The sequence below is a fragment of the Pseudomonas sp. BCRC 81390 genome (assembly GCF_030341915.1).
In the GTDB taxonomy this organism is placed as follows: domain Bacteria; phylum Pseudomonadota; class Gammaproteobacteria; order Pseudomonadales; family Pseudomonadaceae; genus Aquipseudomonas.
Genome location: NZ_JATAAG010000066.1, coordinates 306,738 through 324,151, shown reverse-complemented (window position 1 = coordinate 324,151; position 17,414 = coordinate 306,738). Strand labels below are relative to the sequence as shown.

At 62.6% G+C, this 17,414-nt stretch carries 11 protein-coding genes and 1 pseudogene; 3 read left to right on the top strand and 9 right to left on the bottom strand.

Going from position 1 to position 17,414, the window contains the following annotated elements; all coding sequences use genetic code 11:
• Window positions 1-69: 69 nt before the first annotated feature.
• Together QSV36_RS26130 and QSV36_RS26125 are read left to right on the top strand one after the other, a co-directional pair.
• Window positions 70-1,110: pseudogene (locus QSV36_RS26130) on the top strand (methyl-accepting chemotaxis protein); the annotation flags it as partial.
• Window positions 1,111-1,119: 9 nt separating this feature from the next.
• The gene (locus QSV36_RS26125) at window positions 1,120-2,013 is read left to right on the top strand and encodes a methyl-accepting chemotaxis protein (protein ID WP_502945721.1); all 894 of its coding nucleotides are present in this window, start codon (window positions 1,120-1,122) and stop codon (window positions 2,011-2,013) included.
• 116 nt (window positions 2,014-2,129) lie between these two features.
• On the opposite strand, the gene QSV36_RS18085 is transcribed toward QSV36_RS26125, so the two are convergent.
• The 8 genes from QSV36_RS18085 to QSV36_RS18050 all read right to left on the bottom strand — a co-directional run bounded on the left by QSV36_RS18085 (window position 2,130) and on the right by QSV36_RS18050 (window position 11,310).
• Window positions 2,130-2,864, bottom strand: coding sequence for an amino acid ABC transporter ATP-binding protein (locus tag QSV36_RS18085; RefSeq protein ID WP_085677999.1), 735 nt, complete (start codon window positions 2,862-2,864; stop codon window positions 2,130-2,132).
• Entirely contained in the window at window positions 2,857-3,819 is a 963-nt protein-coding gene (locus QSV36_RS18080; protein WP_170033234.1) for an amino acid ABC transporter permease, read from the bottom strand. The genes QSV36_RS18085 and QSV36_RS18080 overlap by 8 nt, the downstream gene beginning before the upstream one ends.
• A gap of 80 nt (window positions 3,820-3,899) precedes the next feature.
• On the bottom strand, window positions 3,900-4,697 hold the full coding sequence (locus QSV36_RS18075; RefSeq protein ID WP_225780759.1) for a transporter substrate-binding domain-containing protein: 798 nt from the start codon (window positions 4,695-4,697) through the stop codon (window positions 3,900-3,902).
• 251 nt (window positions 4,698-4,948) lie between these two features.
• Window positions 4,949-7,522 (bottom strand): glucans biosynthesis glucosyltransferase MdoH, encoded by a 2,574-nt coding sequence (gene mdoH / locus QSV36_RS18070; protein ID WP_289133606.1) that lies wholly within the window; start codon window positions 7,520-7,522, stop codon window positions 4,949-4,951.
• Window positions 7,515-9,236, bottom strand: coding sequence for a glucan biosynthesis protein G (locus tag QSV36_RS18065; protein WP_289133605.1), 1,722 nt, complete (start codon window positions 9,234-9,236; stop codon window positions 7,515-7,517). Before QSV36_RS18065 ends, mdoH begins: the two co-directional genes overlap by 8 nt.
• A gap of 263 nt (window positions 9,237-9,499) precedes the next feature.
• The gene (gene dtd / locus QSV36_RS18060; RefSeq protein WP_289133604.1) at window positions 9,500-9,937 is read right to left on the bottom strand and encodes a D-aminoacyl-tRNA deacylase; all 438 of its coding nucleotides are present in this window, start codon (window positions 9,935-9,937) and stop codon (window positions 9,500-9,502) included.
• Window positions 9,934-10,905 (bottom strand): prolyl aminopeptidase, encoded by a 972-nt coding sequence (gene pip, locus QSV36_RS18055; RefSeq protein ID WP_186672301.1) that lies wholly within the window; start codon window positions 10,903-10,905, stop codon window positions 9,934-9,936. The genes dtd and pip overlap by 4 nt, the downstream gene beginning before the upstream one ends.
• A 150-nt stretch (window positions 10,906-11,055) precedes the next feature.
• Window positions 11,056-11,310, bottom strand: coding sequence for a hypothetical protein (locus QSV36_RS18050; protein ID WP_289133603.1), 255 nt, complete (start codon window positions 11,308-11,310; stop codon window positions 11,056-11,058).
• Here QSV36_RS18050 and QSV36_RS18040 point away from each other — a divergent pair.
• Window positions 11,206-16,575 carry a dermonecrotic toxin domain-containing protein gene (locus QSV36_RS18040; RefSeq protein WP_353853258.1) on the top strand — a complete coding sequence of 1,790 codons (5,370 nt, stop codon included), beginning with the start codon at window positions 11,206-11,208 and terminating at the stop codon, window positions 16,573-16,575. The two genes, QSV36_RS18050 and QSV36_RS18040, sit on opposite strands and share 105 nt — an antisense overlap.
• 32 nt (window positions 16,576-16,607) lie before the next feature.
• Here QSV36_RS18040 and hutG read toward each other — a convergent pair whose 3' ends face one another.
• The gene (hutG, locus tag QSV36_RS18035; RefSeq protein ID WP_289133600.1) at window positions 16,608-17,411 is read right to left on the bottom strand and encodes an N-formylglutamate deformylase; all 804 of its coding nucleotides are present in this window, start codon (window positions 17,409-17,411) and stop codon (window positions 16,608-16,610) included.
• Window positions 17,412-17,414 lie beyond the last annotated feature (3 nt).

Here is a 17,414-nt window from a genome sequence, read left to right as displayed (position 1 = left end):
GCTGCCGATTGGCAGGTGTGATGCCGGCACTGCGCCCGCATCCGCTCCCCAATTGCACGGAGACTCACCATGCTCGGCTACCTCAACCGCAAGCTCGGCAACATCAGTGTGCGTGCCAAGCTCGCCCTCGGCTTCGCCGTGGTGTTGCTGCTTACCTTGGCAACCACGATCAGTGGCTGGCGCGCACTGGATGGCGCCATCGTGCGCTCGCAGCAACTCAGCGAAATAGGCCTGATCAACGACCTGACCAAGGACCTGCGCGCGGAACGCATCACCTACCGTGTCCTCAGCGATGACACCAGCAAAGCACAGATCAGCACCATCCTCGACCAGCTGAACAACAGGCTGACCACCCTGCTGCAACGCAGCAACGTCGACGAATCCCGGCAGATACTCAGCGAAAAACTGGCCTTGTTGCAGCGCCTGCGTGAGGATTTCAGCGAACTGCAACGCAGCGTCGCCGCCCGTACCGCCCTGCGTCAGGCCATGCAGGCCCAGGAGCAGAAACTCAACGACGCGATTGACGAACTGCAGACCCAGGCCTTGCTGAGGATGGGCGCCGACAGCCAGCAAAGGGGCGTACTCGGCCTGATGGACACGGTAAGCCGGCATATCGACGCTGCCAACCAGCAGAGCCTGGTGCCGGCTTACACCTTTTCCCCTGTCGACGACTTCACCAAGGTCGGAAACAGCGCCCTGGCTGCCGCTGACAGCAGCCTTGAACAATTGCTCAAAGGCCTTGCCCCGCTAGGCTTGCCCGGCGCCCTGACCGAACAGCCGGCGGCCGAACTGGCCAGGTACCGCGCCAGCCTGGAGCAGTACCGCCGCGCTGCCGTGCGCGTCGAGCAGCTACAGAACAACCTGGAAACAATGGGCGACGAACTGCGTGCCGCAAGCCTTGAACTGGGCAAGCGCAAGATCGAGCAACGCGACAGCGAAGCCCTGGCCGCCCGCTCGCTGCTGACCAGCGTGGCACTGCTGGCGCTGGTGGTGGGGGTGCTGGCCAGCTGGCTGATCACCTTGCAGATTACCCAACCCCTGCGCCAGACGCTGGGCGTGGCTGCGCGCATTGCCAAAGGCGACCTGAGCCAGGTCGAAGCCGTGCAACGCCGTGACGAGATGGGCCAGCTGCAAGGCCGCATGCGCGACATGACCTTGAGCCTGCGCGAGCTGATTGGCGGCATCGACCAGGGTGTTGGCCAACTGTCACAGGCTGCATCGGAGCTGGCCACCAGCAGCGAGGATACCAAGCTGCGCATCAACCAGCAGCGCGAGGAAACCGACCAGGTGGCCACCGCCATGCACCAGATGAGCGCCACGGTGCAGGAAGTCGCGCAGAACGCCGAGCAGGCCTCGCTGGCCGCGACCAATGCCGACCAGCAGGCGCAGATGGGCGACCAGGTGGTGGCCGAGGCTATCGGCCGCATCGAGCAGCTGGCCGGGCAGATGGACCATTGCCTGGCGGCCATGCAGCACCTGGCCGGCGAAAGCCAGCGCATCGGCAGCATCCTCGATGTGATCAAGTCGGTGTCCGAACAGACCAACCTGCTGGCCCTGAACGCAGCGATCGAGGCGGCACGGGCCGGTGAAGCCGGGCGCGGCTTTGCCGTGGTGGCCGACGAAGTCCGTGGCCTGGCCCAGCGCACTTCGACAGCGACAGAAGAAATCGGCCAACTGATCGACAGCTTGCACAGCGGTACCGATGAAGTAACCCGGCTGCTGGACAACAGCAAGAGCCTGACCGAGCAAAGCGTGGAACTGAGCCGCAGGGCCGGGCATGCGTTGGGCCAGATTACCGACACGGTGTCGAGCATCCAGGGCATGAACCAGCAGATCGCCACGGCCAGCGAAGAACAGAGCGTGGTCGCCGAACAGATCAACCGTAGTGTGCTGAATGTGCGGGACGTGTCGGATCAGACCAGCGCGGCCAGCGAGCAGACGGCAGCTTCGAGCGGGGAGCTGGAGCAGTTGGGGCAACAGCTGCGCGGGATGGTGAGGCGGTTCCGCATTTGAGATTGCCGGGGCTGCCTTGCAGCCCTTTCGCGACGCAAGGTCGCTCCTACAGGAGATCGCGTACCTCTATAGGAGCGGCCTTTTGTCGCGAAAGGGGCGCAAAGCGCCCCCAGTGATTACAGCACCTGACGCAGGAAAGCCTGCGCGCGCGGGTCCTTCGGCGCAGCGAAGAATGCCGCTGGCGCCGAGTCCTCCAGCAACTTGCCATGGTCGAAGAACAGCACGCGGTCCGCCACTTCGCGGGCAAAGCCCATCTCGTGGGTCACGCAGACCATGGTCATGCCTTCCTGGGCGAGGGTCTTCATCACGTCCAGCACCTCGCCGACCATTTCCGGGTCCAGCGCCGAAGTCGGCTCGTCGAACAGCATCACTTTCGGGTCCATGGCCAGGGCGCGGGCAATCGCCACCCGCTGCTGCTGGCCGCCGGACAGGCGCGACGGGTATTCGTTGGCCTTCTGTGCGATGCCGACCTTCTCCAGCAGCGCCCGGGCCTTGGCCTCGCGCTCGGCCTTGTTGCGCTTGCGCACCACTTTCTGCGCCAGGCACAGGTTTTCCAGCACGGTCATGTGCGGAAACAGGTTGAAGTGCTGGAACACCATGCCGACTTCGCGGCGGTAGGCGTTGATGTCGGTCTTCGGGTCGGCCAGTTGCAGGCCATCGATGGCCACATGGCCTTCGTCGAAATGCTCCAGGCCGTTGAGGCAGCGCAGGAAGGTCGACTTGCCCGAACCCGACGGGCCGAGCACCACCACCACTTCACCCTTGGCGACCTGGGTGGTGACGTTATCCACAGCGCGTACCACGTGGCCGCGGGTGTCGAAGACTTTCAGCAGGTCACGGACTTCAATCACTTTGCGCAAGCCTCCGCTCGAGCCGGCTGGCCAGGTGCGACAGCGGCAGGTTGATCAGCAGGTACAGGCCTGCCACGCAGAACCAGATCTCGAAAGTCGAGAACGAGGTGGTGATGGCCTCGCGGCCGCTCTTGGTCAGTTCGGTGATGGCGATCACCGACACCAGCGAGGTGTCCTTGACCAGGCTGATGAACTGCCCGGCCAGAGGCGGCAGCACACGCTTGAACGCCTGCGGCAGGATCACATGACGCATCGACTGGCCCGCGTTCAGGCCCAGCGAGCGGGCGGCTTCGTTCTGGCCCTTGGCGATGGACTGCACGCCGGCACGCACGATTTCCGCCACGTAGGCGCCGGTGAACAGCGCCAGCGCGGCGACCCCGGCAAACTCGCGGGACAGGTTAAGCACCGTACCGATGAAGAAATAGAAGATGAAGATCTGCACCAGCAGCGGGGTACCGCGCACCAGTTCGACGTATACCGTCGACAAGTCACGCAGGGTCGGGTTGCTGGACAGGCGGCAGAGGCCGGCAAACAGGCCGATGACCAGGCCCAGGGCACCGGACACCACCGAAATCCACAGCGTGGTCCACAGGCCCCAGGCCAGTGGGCCGGCGGCCCAGTGGCGGGTAACGCCGACCTGGTCACCTTCGGCGACATCATCGCCACGGGCCAGTTGCAGGCTGTCCTTGGCCACGTCGAGCACCTGCTCGTCACCGTTCTCGTCCTTCAGCGTGACGCGAGCGCTGTCACCTGAGATGACGATTTCCTGCACGGTACCGTAACCGGCGGCGCGCTGTGCTTCCTCGGCCTTGTAGGCGAAGTACTGCGGGACGCGGTTCCAGCGCCACTCGTAGGAAATCATCGAGGTGGCCAGGTACAGGCTGAACGCCAGGCCCACCAGGACCAGGGCGGTCAGCCCATGCCAGGGCCACTGGGCTTTCTTGTGTTTGATCACGTGGGGGTACTTCCGTAAATGCGAACGCGCAGGGTTTGCCTGCGCGTCGGGGTCATAAAGCCGGGCTTGTGGCCTGGGCCTTACTCCATTTCCTTCAGCCAGTCCTTGTTCTTGAACCACTTGTCGTGAATACGATCGTAGGTCCCGTCATGCTTGATCTGGTGCAGGAAGTTGTTGATGAAGTTGATGCTGTCGTAGTCACCTTTCTTCAGGCCGAAGGCCAGCGGCTCGTAGGTGAAGGGTTCTTCGAGGAACAGCAGCTTGCCAGCACCGGCTTTCTCCACTGCCACGACGTTGTAAGGCGCGTCGTAGACGAAGGCATCAGCCTTGCCGTTGACCACGTCCATTACCGCTTCCTGCTCGTTGTCGTAGCCATGGTACTTGGCTTTGCCGATCAGTTTCTTGGCGACCATTTCACCGGTGGTACCCAGCTTGGAAGTCAGCCGGTACTTTTCGTTGTTCAGGTCCTTGTACGACTTGATCTCGCCCGCCAGCTCCTTGCGGATCAGCAGGGTCTGGCCGACCACGATGAAGGGTTCGCTGAAGTTCAGGCGCAGGTTGCGTTCCTGGGTCAGGGTCATGCCGCTGCCGATCATGTCGAACTTGTCGGTCAGCAGGGCCGGGATGATGCCGTCATAGGCGGTGGAAACCGGCTCGAACTTGACGCCCATGGACTTGGCCATGGCTTTGAGGATGTCGACCTCGAAGCCAATGATCTCGCCACGCTTGTTGGTCATCTGGAACGGCATGTAGGTCGGGTCCATGCCCACCCGCAGGGTGCCGCGCTTGACCGCGTCATCGATGGCCCCCGCCTGGGCCGCAGTCACCGCGACCAGGGCGGTGACACCGACCAGCAGTCGCGAAAGGTATTTCTTGATCATCACCAGGTCCCCTAGCAAGAAAAGTAGCGAATCTTATTGTTGGCACGGCCGTACTGGCCGATGCGGCATATCGGAGAGGGATGCTAACGCATGGCGGCCTGGGGACCTAGAGCTGGGGGGGACTTTGTTGGCCAAAATCGAGGCAAGGGCCTAAAAGCTTCGCGGGCACGCCCGCTCCTACAGGTACAGCGCATGCCTCAAAGGCTGTGCAGTACCTGTGGGAGCGGGCGTGCCCGCGAAGAGGCCGATCAGGCGCCGACGAGTGCCGGCTGGCCTTCGTTCTCCGGATGCAGCGGCAACAGCGGCGAATGCGGGTCGTTCTTTATCGACGCACGCCACACATCGATCCACGCCGCATTGTGCTCCGCCCACACCTGTTCGTGCAGGCGGCTCAGCGCCACCGGGTCGCTGAGCAGGGCCAGGCGGGTGTTGAGGTCCAGCCCCTTCGGCCCGACCTCCATCGCCTTGGCCACACGCTCGGCACGCAGCGCCTCGATCGGTGCCGCCTGGCCGTGACGGGCCGTGGCCATGGCGCAGGCCAGGGCGTTCTGCCGCGGGTCGACCACAGCGCGCACGAAGCCATCATGCAGGGCATGCCAGCGGTTTTCGTGGGTGTACTGGTCGGTGGCCAGCAGCTCCTGCGGAGTGGCGTATTCCTCAGGGATGAGGAACAGCTTCTCGTCCTTGGCCGCCAGGCCCAGGCGGGTGCGGCTGGAAATCACCGAAACCGGGATCGACAGCACCAGCGAACCGACGATCGGCGCCAGCCACCACAGGAAGCTCGGGTTCAACCAGGCCACCAGCGCCGCCCAGGCGATACCCAGCAGGGTCTGCGGACCATGCCGGCGTACGGCTTCGCTCCAGGGCGTGGAGTCGTCGTCACGCTGCGGCGAGTTCCAGGTCGCTGCCCAGCCGAGGAACGCGGCCAGCACGAAGCGGGTGTGGAAGATCATGCGCACTGGCGCCAGCAACATGGAGAACAACATCTCCATCAGCATCGACAGGGTGACCTTGATCCGCCCACCGAACTCGGTCGCGCCCTTGGCCCAGATCAGGATGACGCTGAGCAGCTTGGGCAGGAACAACAGTACGATGGTGGTGGAGAACAGCGCCACGGCCTTCTCCGGGTGCCACTGCGGCCACAGCGGGTAGAGCTGGTACGGCTCGATGAAGTACTGCGGCTCCATCAACGTGTTGGTCGCCAGCAGCGCGGTCGACAGCACCAGGAACAGGAACCACAACGGCGCCGACAGGTACGACATCACCCCGGTCAGGAACACCGCGCGGTGCACCGGGTGCATGCCCTTGACCAGGAACAGGCGGAAGTTCATCAGGTTGCCATGGCACCAGCGGCGGTCGCGCTTGAGCTCGTCGAGCAGGTTGGGCGGCAACTCCTCATAGCTGCCCGGCAGGTCGTAGGCGATCCACACGCCCCAGCCGGCGCGGCGCATCAGTGCGGCCTCGACGAAGTCGTGGGACAGGATCGCCCCGGCGAACGCGCCCTTGCCTGGCAACGGCGCCAGGGCGCAGTGCTCGATGAACGGCTTCATGCGGATGATCGCGTTATGGCCCCAGTAGTGCGACTCGCCCAGCTGCCAGAAGTGCAGGCCAGCGGTGAACAGCGGGCCGTACACGCGGGTGGCGAACTGCTGCAGGCGCGCATACAGGGTGTCCATGCCCGAGGCCTTCGGCCCGGTCTGGATGATACCGGCGTCCGGGTTGGCCTCCATCAGGCGCACCAGGCTGCTCAGGCACTCGCCGCTCATGACGCTGTCGGCGTCGAGCACGACCATGTACTTGTACTCGCCACCCCAACGACGGCAGAAGTCGTCGAGGTTGCCGCTCTTGCGCTTCACCCGGCGCCGGCGGCGACGGTAGAAGATGCGGCCGAAGCCTTTGGTTTCGCGGCACACGTCCAGCCAGGCCTGTTGCTCGGCCACGGCGATGTCGGTGTCGTTGGTGTCGCTGAGCACGAAGAAATCGAAGCGGTCGAGGTTGCCGCTGGCGGCTACCGACTCGAACGTTGCGCGCAGGCCGGCGAACACCCGCGGGACGTCTTCGTTGCAGATCGGCATCACCAGCGCGGTACGCGCCTCGGGCGCGATCGGCTCATTACCGGCGCTGCTCCCCGAGATCTTGTATTTGTCGCGCCCGGTGAGCAACTCGAGGAAGCCCATCAGTGCGGTCCAGAAACCTGCCGACACCCAGCAGAACAGGATGCCGAAAAGTACCAGGATGGAGGTCTGCAAGGCGTACGGCCACACCTGTACCACGGTGTCCCACAGCGGCTGGTTGACAACTTCGTCGAAGTCCACGAACGACCAGCCCTGGTACGGCAAGATGCCCTTCATGTACCAGCCGGCGACGATGGTCTGGCCGATCATCAGCGCCAGCAGGATGTAACGGCGGATCGAGCCGACCGTGCGCCAGCGTGCCGGCGGCAGCTCGCGCTTGGGCGGCTGTGGCGCGTTGGCACGGCCGGTCATGCGTCGCCACATGCGGATCAGGATGTTGGTGCGCCATGGCTCGGGCACGACCTTGGTGCGCTTGATCGGCGGGGCGATCTTCAGGCACAGCCGGCCGCTGCCGTCGACGCCGAGCATTTCGGCGTCTTCCAGCTCGGCGGCGCTGCCTACGGTCAGGCGCGGGCCCACCGAGGCCTGCACGGCCTCGGCAGAGCTGGCGGCCGGGTTGGCCGCCAGGCGTTGGTGCAGCTCACTGAAGGACGTGCAGCTGGCGAGTTCCGCCCGTTGCTCATCGCTCAGTGGTAGGTGGGCCAGGTATTCGCGCAGCGATTCCGGCCTTGCGCTTGAGTTACTCATCGGCAGGCAACTGATAGCTCCAGGTCTCGGTCAGCACCTTCTCGGTGGTGGCCGGGGTCCCGTTGGTGGGTGCCGCATCGGCGGCAGGTTGTTCGGCCTTGGCGGCTTTATCGGCCTTGGCATGCTTGGTTGCAGCCTTGTCCTGCTTGGCATCCGCGGCAGGCTTGGCGGTTTCGACCGGCACGTCACGCACCAGCGCGGCACGCATTTCGGTCGATTTGTTGGCTTCCTTGACCTTCAGCCGCAGGGTCAGGCGCCAGCCCTTGGTCTCTGGGTTATAGCGCAAGTTGTTCTCGACCACCTCGGCGTTGTCGCCGACGCTGATCTGGCTGCGCACCGCGGTGTCTTCCGGCAAGGCCGCCAGCGTCGGGCCGGCGAAGTCGACCAGGAAGGCCACGCTGCCGTCAGGCTGGCGGATCAGGTTGGATTGCTTGACGTCACCGGTCGAGCGCAGGGTCTGCTTGACCCAGCCCAGCTCAGGCGCCTGGAACTTCGGCTCGTCGATGGTCCAGTGCAGGCGGTAGGCGTACTCGATCGGCTTGCCTGGCTCAGGCAGCTTCTCCGGGCTCCAGAACGCCACGATGTTGTCGTTGGTTTCGTCGGCGGTTGGGATTTCGACCAGGTCGACAGTACCCTTGCCCCAGTCACCCTTCGGCTCGATCCAGGCGCTCGGGCGCTTCTGGTAGTTGTCGTCGAGGTCTTCGTAGTCACTGAAAGCGCGCTGGCGCTGCATCAGGCCGAACCCGCGCGGGTTCTCGACGCTGAAGTTGCTCACGGCCAGGTGTTTCGGGTTGTTCAGCGGGCGCCACAGCCACTCGCCGTTACCCGCATGGATCGACAGGCCTTCGGAGTCATGCAGGGCCGGGCGATAGTTGAGGATCTTGGACGGCTGGTTAGGGCCGAACAGGTACATGCTGGTCAACGGGGCGATGCCCAGGCGGCTGACGTGGTCACGCAGGAACACGCGGGACTGTACGTCGACTACGGTGTCGTTGCCCGGACGCAGGGTCAGCTTGTAGGCGCCAGTGGAACGTGGCGAGTCCAGCAGTGCGTAGATCACCAGGTGCTTGTCGGCCGGCTTGGGCTTCTCGACCCAGAACTCGGTGAAGCGCGGGAACTCCTCGCCCGACGGCAGCGCCGTGTCGATGGCCAGGCCACGGGCCGAGAGGCCGTACACGTGGCCCTTGCCGACCACACGGAAATAGCTGGCGCCAAGCAGGGTCATGATCTCGTCCTGCTTGTCAGCCTTGTTGATCGGGTACAGCACGCGGAAACCGGCGTAACCCAGGTTCTTGGTGGTTTCCGGGTCGTGCGGCACGTCACCGAACTCGAAGCGGCTCGGGTCGTACTTGATTTCCTCGACCTTGGTGGCGGTGACCTGGTTGATCTTCACCGGCGTGTCGAAATGCATGCCCTGGTGATAGAACGACAGTTTGAACGGAGTCTTGTCCTTGGCCCATTCGGCCTTTTCCTGCAGGAAGTGGATCTTCTGGTAGTCCGCGAACTTCATGTCGCGGAACACCGCCGGCAGGTTGCTTTTCGGTGCTTCATACTTCTGGCCGGCCAGATCCTTTGCCTTGGCTGCAACATCGTCAAGATTGAATGCCCACAGCTGGCCCGCGCTCATCAGGCCGACCACTGCCACGCCGGCCATCAAGGCCTTGCGTAACCGAACACCGGGGATTCTTGATGCTTTTTGGGGACTAACAATCACGAGCAACCCTCGCCGAAAACAGATCATGAAACCAACGGCCAGCGACAAATGCCGGGTTGGCGAGCACTGTTCGGACCCCGTGAGGGCGTAATGATTCCCCAAACGGATCCAGACAATGCTCGAGTCAGAGTGAAACGAACCTGCGAACGCAGGTCCATGCAGCGCGCGATTATCCAGCAGGTCGCGTTACAACGCATCAGGCTGGAACAACTATTTATCGTACAAAACCCCTTGTTTTCCTGTGAACAGGGGGTTTTTCGACCTCATATTTGTAACATAAATGTTACGGGGCCATCATTGACCAGATGTACCTGCATGTCTGCGCCGAATTGCCCGCTCGCCACATCGCCATGCCGGGCCTTGGCCTGCTGCAAAAGATAGTCGAACAACTCGGCGCCAAGGGCCGGAGGCGCCGCCGTTGAAAAGCTTGGGCGCATACCATTGCGGGTATCCGCCGCCAGGGTGAACTGGGAAACCAGCAACAGCCCGCCGCCAACATCTTTCAGCGACAGGTTCATCTTGCCCTGCTCATCGCTGAATACCCGGTAGTTCAACAGCTTGTGCAAGAGCTTGTCGGCATGCTCCGGCGTATCCCCGGGTTCGACCGCCACCAGCACCAGCAACCCCTGGTCGATGGCTCCGACGATTTCCCCGGCCACCTCGACCCGTGCGCCACGCACGCGCTGCAGCAGCCCCCTCATGCTTCTTCCAGGGGCAGGTCGAGCAAGCGCCGGGCCATCTGATCGGCGGCGCGCACCAAGGCATCGGTGATGCCGGGCTCGGAAGCCGCGTGTCCGGCATCGCGGATCACCTTCAGCTCACTGTTCGGCCAGGCCTGGTGCAGCGCCCAGGCGTTGTCCAGCGGGCAGATAACGTCGTAGCGACCGTGCACGATCACCGCCGGCAGGTGGGCGATCTTCGGCAGGTCGCGGATCAGCTGGTCCGGCTCGAGGAACGCGTTGTTCATGAAGTAGTGGCATTCGATGCGGGCGATCGACAAGGCGCGTTGCGGCTCGGAGAACCGGTCGACCACGAGCGGATTGGGGCGCAGGGTGGCAGTGCGGCCTTCCCAGGTGGACCAGGCCTTGGCGGCGTGCATCTGGGCGATCTGGTCGTTGCCGGTCAGGCGCTTGTGGAAGGCCGCAACCAGGTCGCCGCGCTCTTCCGGCGGGATTGGCGCGATATAGTCCTGCCAGTAGTCGGGGAACAGCCGGCTGGCGCCCTCCTGGTAGAACCAGTGAATTTCCTGCGGCCGGCACAGGAAGATACCGCGCAGGATCAGGCCGTGCACCCGCTCGGGGTGCGTCTGGGCGTAGGCCAGGGCCAGGGTAGATCCCCACGAACCGCCGAACAGCACCCATTTGTCTATCCCGAGGTGCTCGCGGATACGCTCCAGGTCCTCGACCAGGTGCCAGGTAGTGTTGTTCTCCAGGCTCGCGTGCGGCGTGGAGCGGCCACAGCCGCGCTGGTCAAAGGTGATGATGCGGTACAGCGTAGGGTCGAAGTAGCAGCGGCTCTGAGCGTCGCAGCCGGCCCCCGGGCCGCCGTGGATGAACACCACCGGCAGACCTTCTGGCGAGCCGCTTTCGTCGACATACAGCACATGCGGCGCTTCCACGGCCAGATCGTGCCGGGCGTAGGGTTTGATCTGCGGGTACAGGGTCTGCATTGCGCACTCCGTGTGAGGATTATTCGGCCGTGGGCCATCATAAACCTGAATTGCGCTTTCAGCACCGTCCTCGCTGATACGTCCGCTGTGCAGCGGCAGACATATCTACCCCACACGGGCCAGGCCACCCGGTGATAGTCCCTTGCCCTATCAAGCGAGACCGCCGATATGCCAAACCCAGCGATTTCTCAGCCTGGCGTGCACTACGCCACCATCGAAAGCAAGATCCCCGCCTGGCTCAAGCTTGCCCCGCCGGAAACCCACCGCGCCATGCGTAACTGGCAGCAGGCCCCCGCCTGGCTGCCGGCAGCCATCCAGCGGCAACCGGACGTCGCCAAGGCCTGGCAGGAAGAACATGCCCGACACCGCGAACATCACGCAAACGTGCAGAAGCTGTTCGAGCACTTACCAGACCTGGAAACCTATGCCAGCGAAATGCTGACAAAAGCCATCAAGCAGCGCTTCGGGCTCGACCTGGATGTACGCAACACCTACCTCGTCGATGCCCGAATGATCGACACCAAAGGCGCACTCGATGGCCGCCAGGCGGTCAAGAGAGCCACCCGTTCCCTGCTGCAATGCGCGCTGCACAACTTCGACCAGGCGTCCGCTGCAGAGCGTGGCATGGATGCGCCAGGCGCCTTGTTGAACAGGTCAGTGATCCTCGATCACCGCCAGTTCATGGGCACAGTACCGATCACCAATACGGTAAGTATCACCGCCGAAGCATTCGCCGACTTGTGCCGCACCCTGGATATCGGCGGCAAGTACCATGAATTGGTGCATGCCATTTATTATCCGGCTGCCACGTCAGCACTCAGCGCCGACCAAGCAGCGCTGCGCGTTTACCAGACCCTTGGCAATGCAGAAGTTTCAGCTTTCAGGCAATCGCTGCACTTTGCCCGACTCAAGGGTGACATCAGCCCAGCGTTCTACAGCGCCGCGTTGTCCATGCCCGCCGACCAGCCGCCTTCGACGAACTCCCCCGTCACGTTCGGCTTGCTCAACCTCTGGGAGACCGAACTAACCGGAATCGTCGTCATGCAGCTGAATGCGTCCGGGCCAGGACCAGTGGGCCTCTACACGCCGGGGGACAATATCTCGCCGCTCAAGGAGTTCGCTACCTGGGATGCGCTGCAGGCCGAGTTCAGCGCCAGGCTTAACGACAATATCCATTACCTTGACCAGCACATCGGCGAACGGGACAAAGCCTCGGTAAGCATGCGCCTCAGGGAGCGTTTGACCCCCTTAGACTGGAGCATCCGCGGCCTGAACGAACCCGTGGCTGATCCACATGCGGCCCTGTACCCCGTCGCTCGGTCGTTTACCTATGCTTTCCAGGGTGTGATGGCCTTCCAGAAAGCCGAACGCCACGAGAAGGATGTGCTATTCCACGCCACCCCTACCGAGATCGTGGATCGGCGCACGGCCCTGGCTCACCGGGAGATGATAGCCGGCCGCTTGTTGATGGCCCTGAACATTGCCGGTTTCTTTGTACCGGGGCTAGGTGAGGCGATGCTCACCCTGTGCGTGGCCCAGTTAGCCTACGAAGTGTACGAAGGTATCGAAGCGTGGGAGAACGATGAGCGCGACACAGCCTACCGGTACTTGGTCGATGTCATTGAAAATGTGGCGGTCATGGCTGCCCTGAGTGCGGCGGCCAAGGCAATCAAAGGTGCAAAGGGTCAGCCAGGTGCCGAGGTGGAAACCCCGTTGGTAGAGGAACCCGGCGTATTACCTGTTCCCGTCGAGACCCCTTCCTTCATCGAGGAATTGGAAGACGTGGAAATGCCTGACGGTCAGGTACGCTTGTGGAAACCGGACCTTGCTCCCTATCGATGTAACGAGGTGCTTCCTGAAAACCTGGAGGCGAACTCACTCGGCCTTCGCCAACACCAAGGCAAGCTTTGGCTGGAGACTCACGGCGACCGCTACATCGTCGAACAGATAGCCACCACGGGTGAATACCGCTTGCAACATCCGGGTGGTCCGCGCCGATACTCGCCACCGGTACGGCACAACGGCGCCGGGGCCTGGGTGCATGTGACAGAGCGCCCCGCCACGTGGACAGGTACCACTTTGCTGCGCCGAATCGGCCACCTGAGCGCGGATTTCGACGAACCGACACTGCAACAGATCATTGAAATCAGTGGTATCCACGAAGACGTGCTGCGCCGCGTTCTGGTCGAAAACCAGCGGCTGCCGGCTTTGCTGGAGGACACGTTGCAGCGCTTCAAGCTGGACAAAGTCACTCGACAACTGCCAGACCACAGCCTTTGGCCCACCACCTTCAACAGGCGCTATGATCGTCTTCCGCTAGCCAAGGCCCCGGGCGCCGAGGCGATCCGCTGGTTCTACCCAAAGCTACCGACCGCCATTGCCAACGAACTGGTGCGCAACGCCAGTACCAGCGAGCAGCAAATGCTCCATGCGGGCAAGGTGCCGCTGCGCATGGCCGAAGAAATCCGCGTGTATCAGCAGCAAATACGTCTCACCCGAGCCTACGAAGGGCTGTACCTGGACTGCGTGCAAACCTGGGACAGCGACCGATTGATCATGCACTCCTTGCATCAGCTTCCCGGCTGGCCAACGAGTGTTCGCCTGGAACTCCGCCAACAACGTTTCTGGCCATTTCAGAGCGCGGTTATCGGCCCGGCCGACGCGCTTTCGAGCAGTACCATCTCCTGCATCAATGCAGGCTACCTCACCCATGCGGAGTCAATGACGCCCCTGGCCAATCTTTACACTGCGCTATTCCAGGCCTTGCCTGAAGCCATGCAACAGGTAGGTGTCAGGGATGCCGAAGAGCTACGCCGGTTGCTGCAGCAAAGCCCCCTGTCTCGTGAGTCGTTGCGCGAGGTGCTGGGCATGCGGCCGGTCAGGCCTGGTTACCGCTCCCCCATGCGCCTGGCCGACGGCCGCATCGGCTACCCCTTGAGCGGTGGCCAGCCGTCGGCGCCTGCTTTCAGCCGGCAGACCTTGCTCGATGCGGTGGCAGCAACCGGTTTACCTGCACACACCCGCCGTTCGGCTGAACATATCCTGATGATCGTTGCCAGCCGTGGCCGAACCCAGGCGCAGGTTCTAGAGCGATTGCAAGAGTTGCTGGAACAGCGTCAGGAATTGCAAAGCAGGCTGGATGATTGGTACGAAGGTATATCCCCGGGCTCGGACCAGGCAATGCTGGAGCACCAGAACGTGCGCGATACCATCATGCAGCACTGGTACGACAGCGCACTGGAAGAAGGCCCCCAACATTCCGCGCAGCTCGTCTTCAGCCAGGTATCCCTGGCGGATATCCCGATGAACCTGCCCGAGCATTTTACCGCCCGTGTACGCAGGCTACGTCTGGACGACCTGCGCTCAGGTAGCAGCGCAGGCTGGGCCCAGCACGAGCGTCTATTGCAGCGCCTGCTGGCTCAGTTGCACAACCTCGAAGAACTGGAGATCACCCGCGATTACAATCAGCGGGCGACGCCATCTCCGTTCCTTTACAGCATCGGCCCGATCGCTCAGTGCCTGCCGGGCCTGCGAGCCCTGACCTTGACCAACCAGAACATCCCGATCAATGCAAGGCAACTGACTGAGCTAGCCGGGCTACCCGAGCTCCGCTACCTTGATCTGAGTGGCAACCGGTTTGCCCAGAACGACCGCCCGAGCCTCGATGCGCTGTCATTGGACAACCTGGGTCTTGATGACATGCAACTCAACCAATGGCCTATCGGCCTCGGAAGCGAAACCTTGGGGCGGATCGGCCACGTTTCCCTGCGCAACAACAACCTCAGGTCCCTGCCTGCCTTCTTGCTCAACAATCCGGACAGCGCTCTCAGCCACACGGTAATCTCGCTGGAGGGTAATGATATCAACGGCGACCATCTTCAGCGGCTGTTGTTGAACGAAAGCCGCCATGATTCGCACATCAATGTCGACCGCTCGCCTGAAGTCAGCGAAAGGCTGGAGCGAATCCGCAATGAGCGGCAACAGTTACGCGAGGCGATTGACGGCTGGGCGCAAGCCTCGAGTTCAAGTACGCAACTGACCCCGGCCATTGTCGAAGATCGCCAGCGCATCGCCAATGCCATCAACCAGTTCTGGGAAAACCAGGAGCGCGGCTTGCGCTATCTGCGTCTGCATCTGGCAGACGTATCGTTGGCAAACTTCCCCCGGCGCCTACCAGCATTCTTCCTCGAGCGCGTGAACGCATTGACGCTCAGCGGAGCAAGCGGCTCCACCGAACAGCTCGATGAGCTGCTAGGCCGCTTCCCCAATATCACTCGCCTGATCATTGACGGCCATGTGGACGCCACACAGACGCTGGTCTCGGCGCTCGCCCGACTGCCACGCTTGAATGTCCTGGAGTTTCGCAACATGGGGCTGGAGATCGACCAAGCCATGCTCGAGGCGTTTGGCCGCCTGCGCAATCTCACCTTGCTGGACCTGTCCGGTAACCGCATGGGTGTGATTACCGACGTGCCTACGTCCCTCGTAACCAGCCTGACCTCGCTGAGCCTGAGCAACATGGGCCTGCAAACCTGGCCAGCCTGGTGCGAAAGATTGCTGCCACTGGAATTGCTGGACCTGAGCAGCAACAACATCTCGCAATTGCCTGATTCCGTGCTGCACAATCTGGAAAACCCGATGCCGATCTCATCGATCGCACTGTTCGACAACCCGCTGGCTCTCGATACCGTCCTGCGCTTGCGTGCTTATTCGGAAAGCCAGCACAGCTTTACTTTTGCCCTGGACACCGACAACCTGCTGCTCACCGACACATCGAGTGAAGGCTCGCTCCTGGATCACCCCCACTTTCCGCTTGCCGGTGACGATACACCCAGGGTTGAACTGTGGGCGCTGGGCAACGAAGCGCAAAATGAGGCCCTGCGAGACTGCTGGGAAACCCTGCAACGGCTGGATGACGGTGCGAACCTGTTGCGCCTCGCCGGACGTTTGCGCAACGCCGCGCCCTATGTCGATCCACTTTCACAAGCCGCATTCTGCGAGCGCGTGCGGATGATGCTAGTCATTGCCGCAACCCACGACGAGATGCGCCCGACCATGAGCGTGATGGCTGCTGAAGCGTTACCTGACCCGGTGACCGGTGCGCAAACCTGCCACGACGGCGCGCTGCAGGCGTTCAACAACATCGAACTCTACATCATGAACAACCGCGTGCTGACCGATGCCGGTGATACCTTGCAAGCGCTGTTCCGGCGCCTGCGCCAGCTGTACCGCATGGGGCAGCTGGAGGTGCTGGCCAGCCAGCGCACCGCGCCGGGCGACCACGTTTCCGTACGCCTGGCGTACCGTCGTGACCTGGCCTCCGAACTGGACTTGCCGATTGCCGACCGCATGCGCTTTCGCAGTGCGGCCCAGTTGGCGAAAGGTGAACTGGACAGCGTCCTGGAGCAGGTACGCGGACGGGAAAGCAGCGACGCGTTCATGCAGTACCTGATGACCAACCAAAATTGGACCGAACGCCTTCGCATCGAGCATGCCGAGCGCTTTGCCAGGATTGTCGAGCGTTTCGGCGAACGCGTCCAGGAACTGAGCGCACTCGACCTGCCACTGCAGCAAGAGCTGGCTCTGCAACAGGGGCTACAGGACGACAAGGATCAGGAAGAGAAAGAGCTGCTCCAGGACCTTACTCGCCCGTTCTTCGGCCAGGACTGATACACGGTGGTGCCCCAAAGGGGCACCATTGGCTATTTGCCGTAGTGCGCCTGCCCCCAAGCCAACATGGCCTGCAGCAGTTTGCCAAGCACCAGCTGTGTGGGCCGCGCCAGGTCTTCCCGGTAAGCAAACGGTTCCACTTCCTCCATGTAGGCACGCTGCGCCAGCTCCAGCTGTACCGCATGGACGTGGCCGGTCGGATGGCCGTAATGACGAGTGATATGGCCGCCTTTGAAACGGCCATTGAGCACGTGGCTATAGCCGGAGGCCTCGGCGCACACCGCCACCAGGCGCTCGGCCAAGGCCGGATCGCAGCTGGCACCATTGAACGTGCCGAGGTTGAAGTCTGGAAGCTGACCGTCAAACAGGTGGGGGATCTGTGAGCGGATCGAATGCGCGTCCCACAGCAATGCGTAGCCGAACGACTCGCGCAGGCGCGCCAACTCGGTACGAACCGTAGCGTGGTATGGGCGCCAGATCTGTTCAAGGTAGGTCGCCCGCTCCTGCGCCGATGGCGTCAACCCCGCTTTGAACAGTGGTTCGCCATCGAACAACGTGGCCGGGTAAAGCCCGGTAGTGGCACCGGCATACAGCGGCTTGTCGTCGTCCGGCCGGTTCAGGTCGATGACAAAGCGCGAATACTCTGCGGCCACTACGCTGGCGCCCATCTCGCGCGCAAAATCATACAGCTGCGGAATGTGCCAGTCGGTGTCAGGCAAGCTGCGTGCCGACTCGACCAAGCCCTGCTCAACGGCAGGGGTCAACCTGAGCCCGGCATGCGGCATGCTGATCAACAGCGGCAAGCGACCTTGATGAAAACTCAGTACCTTGTCCATCGT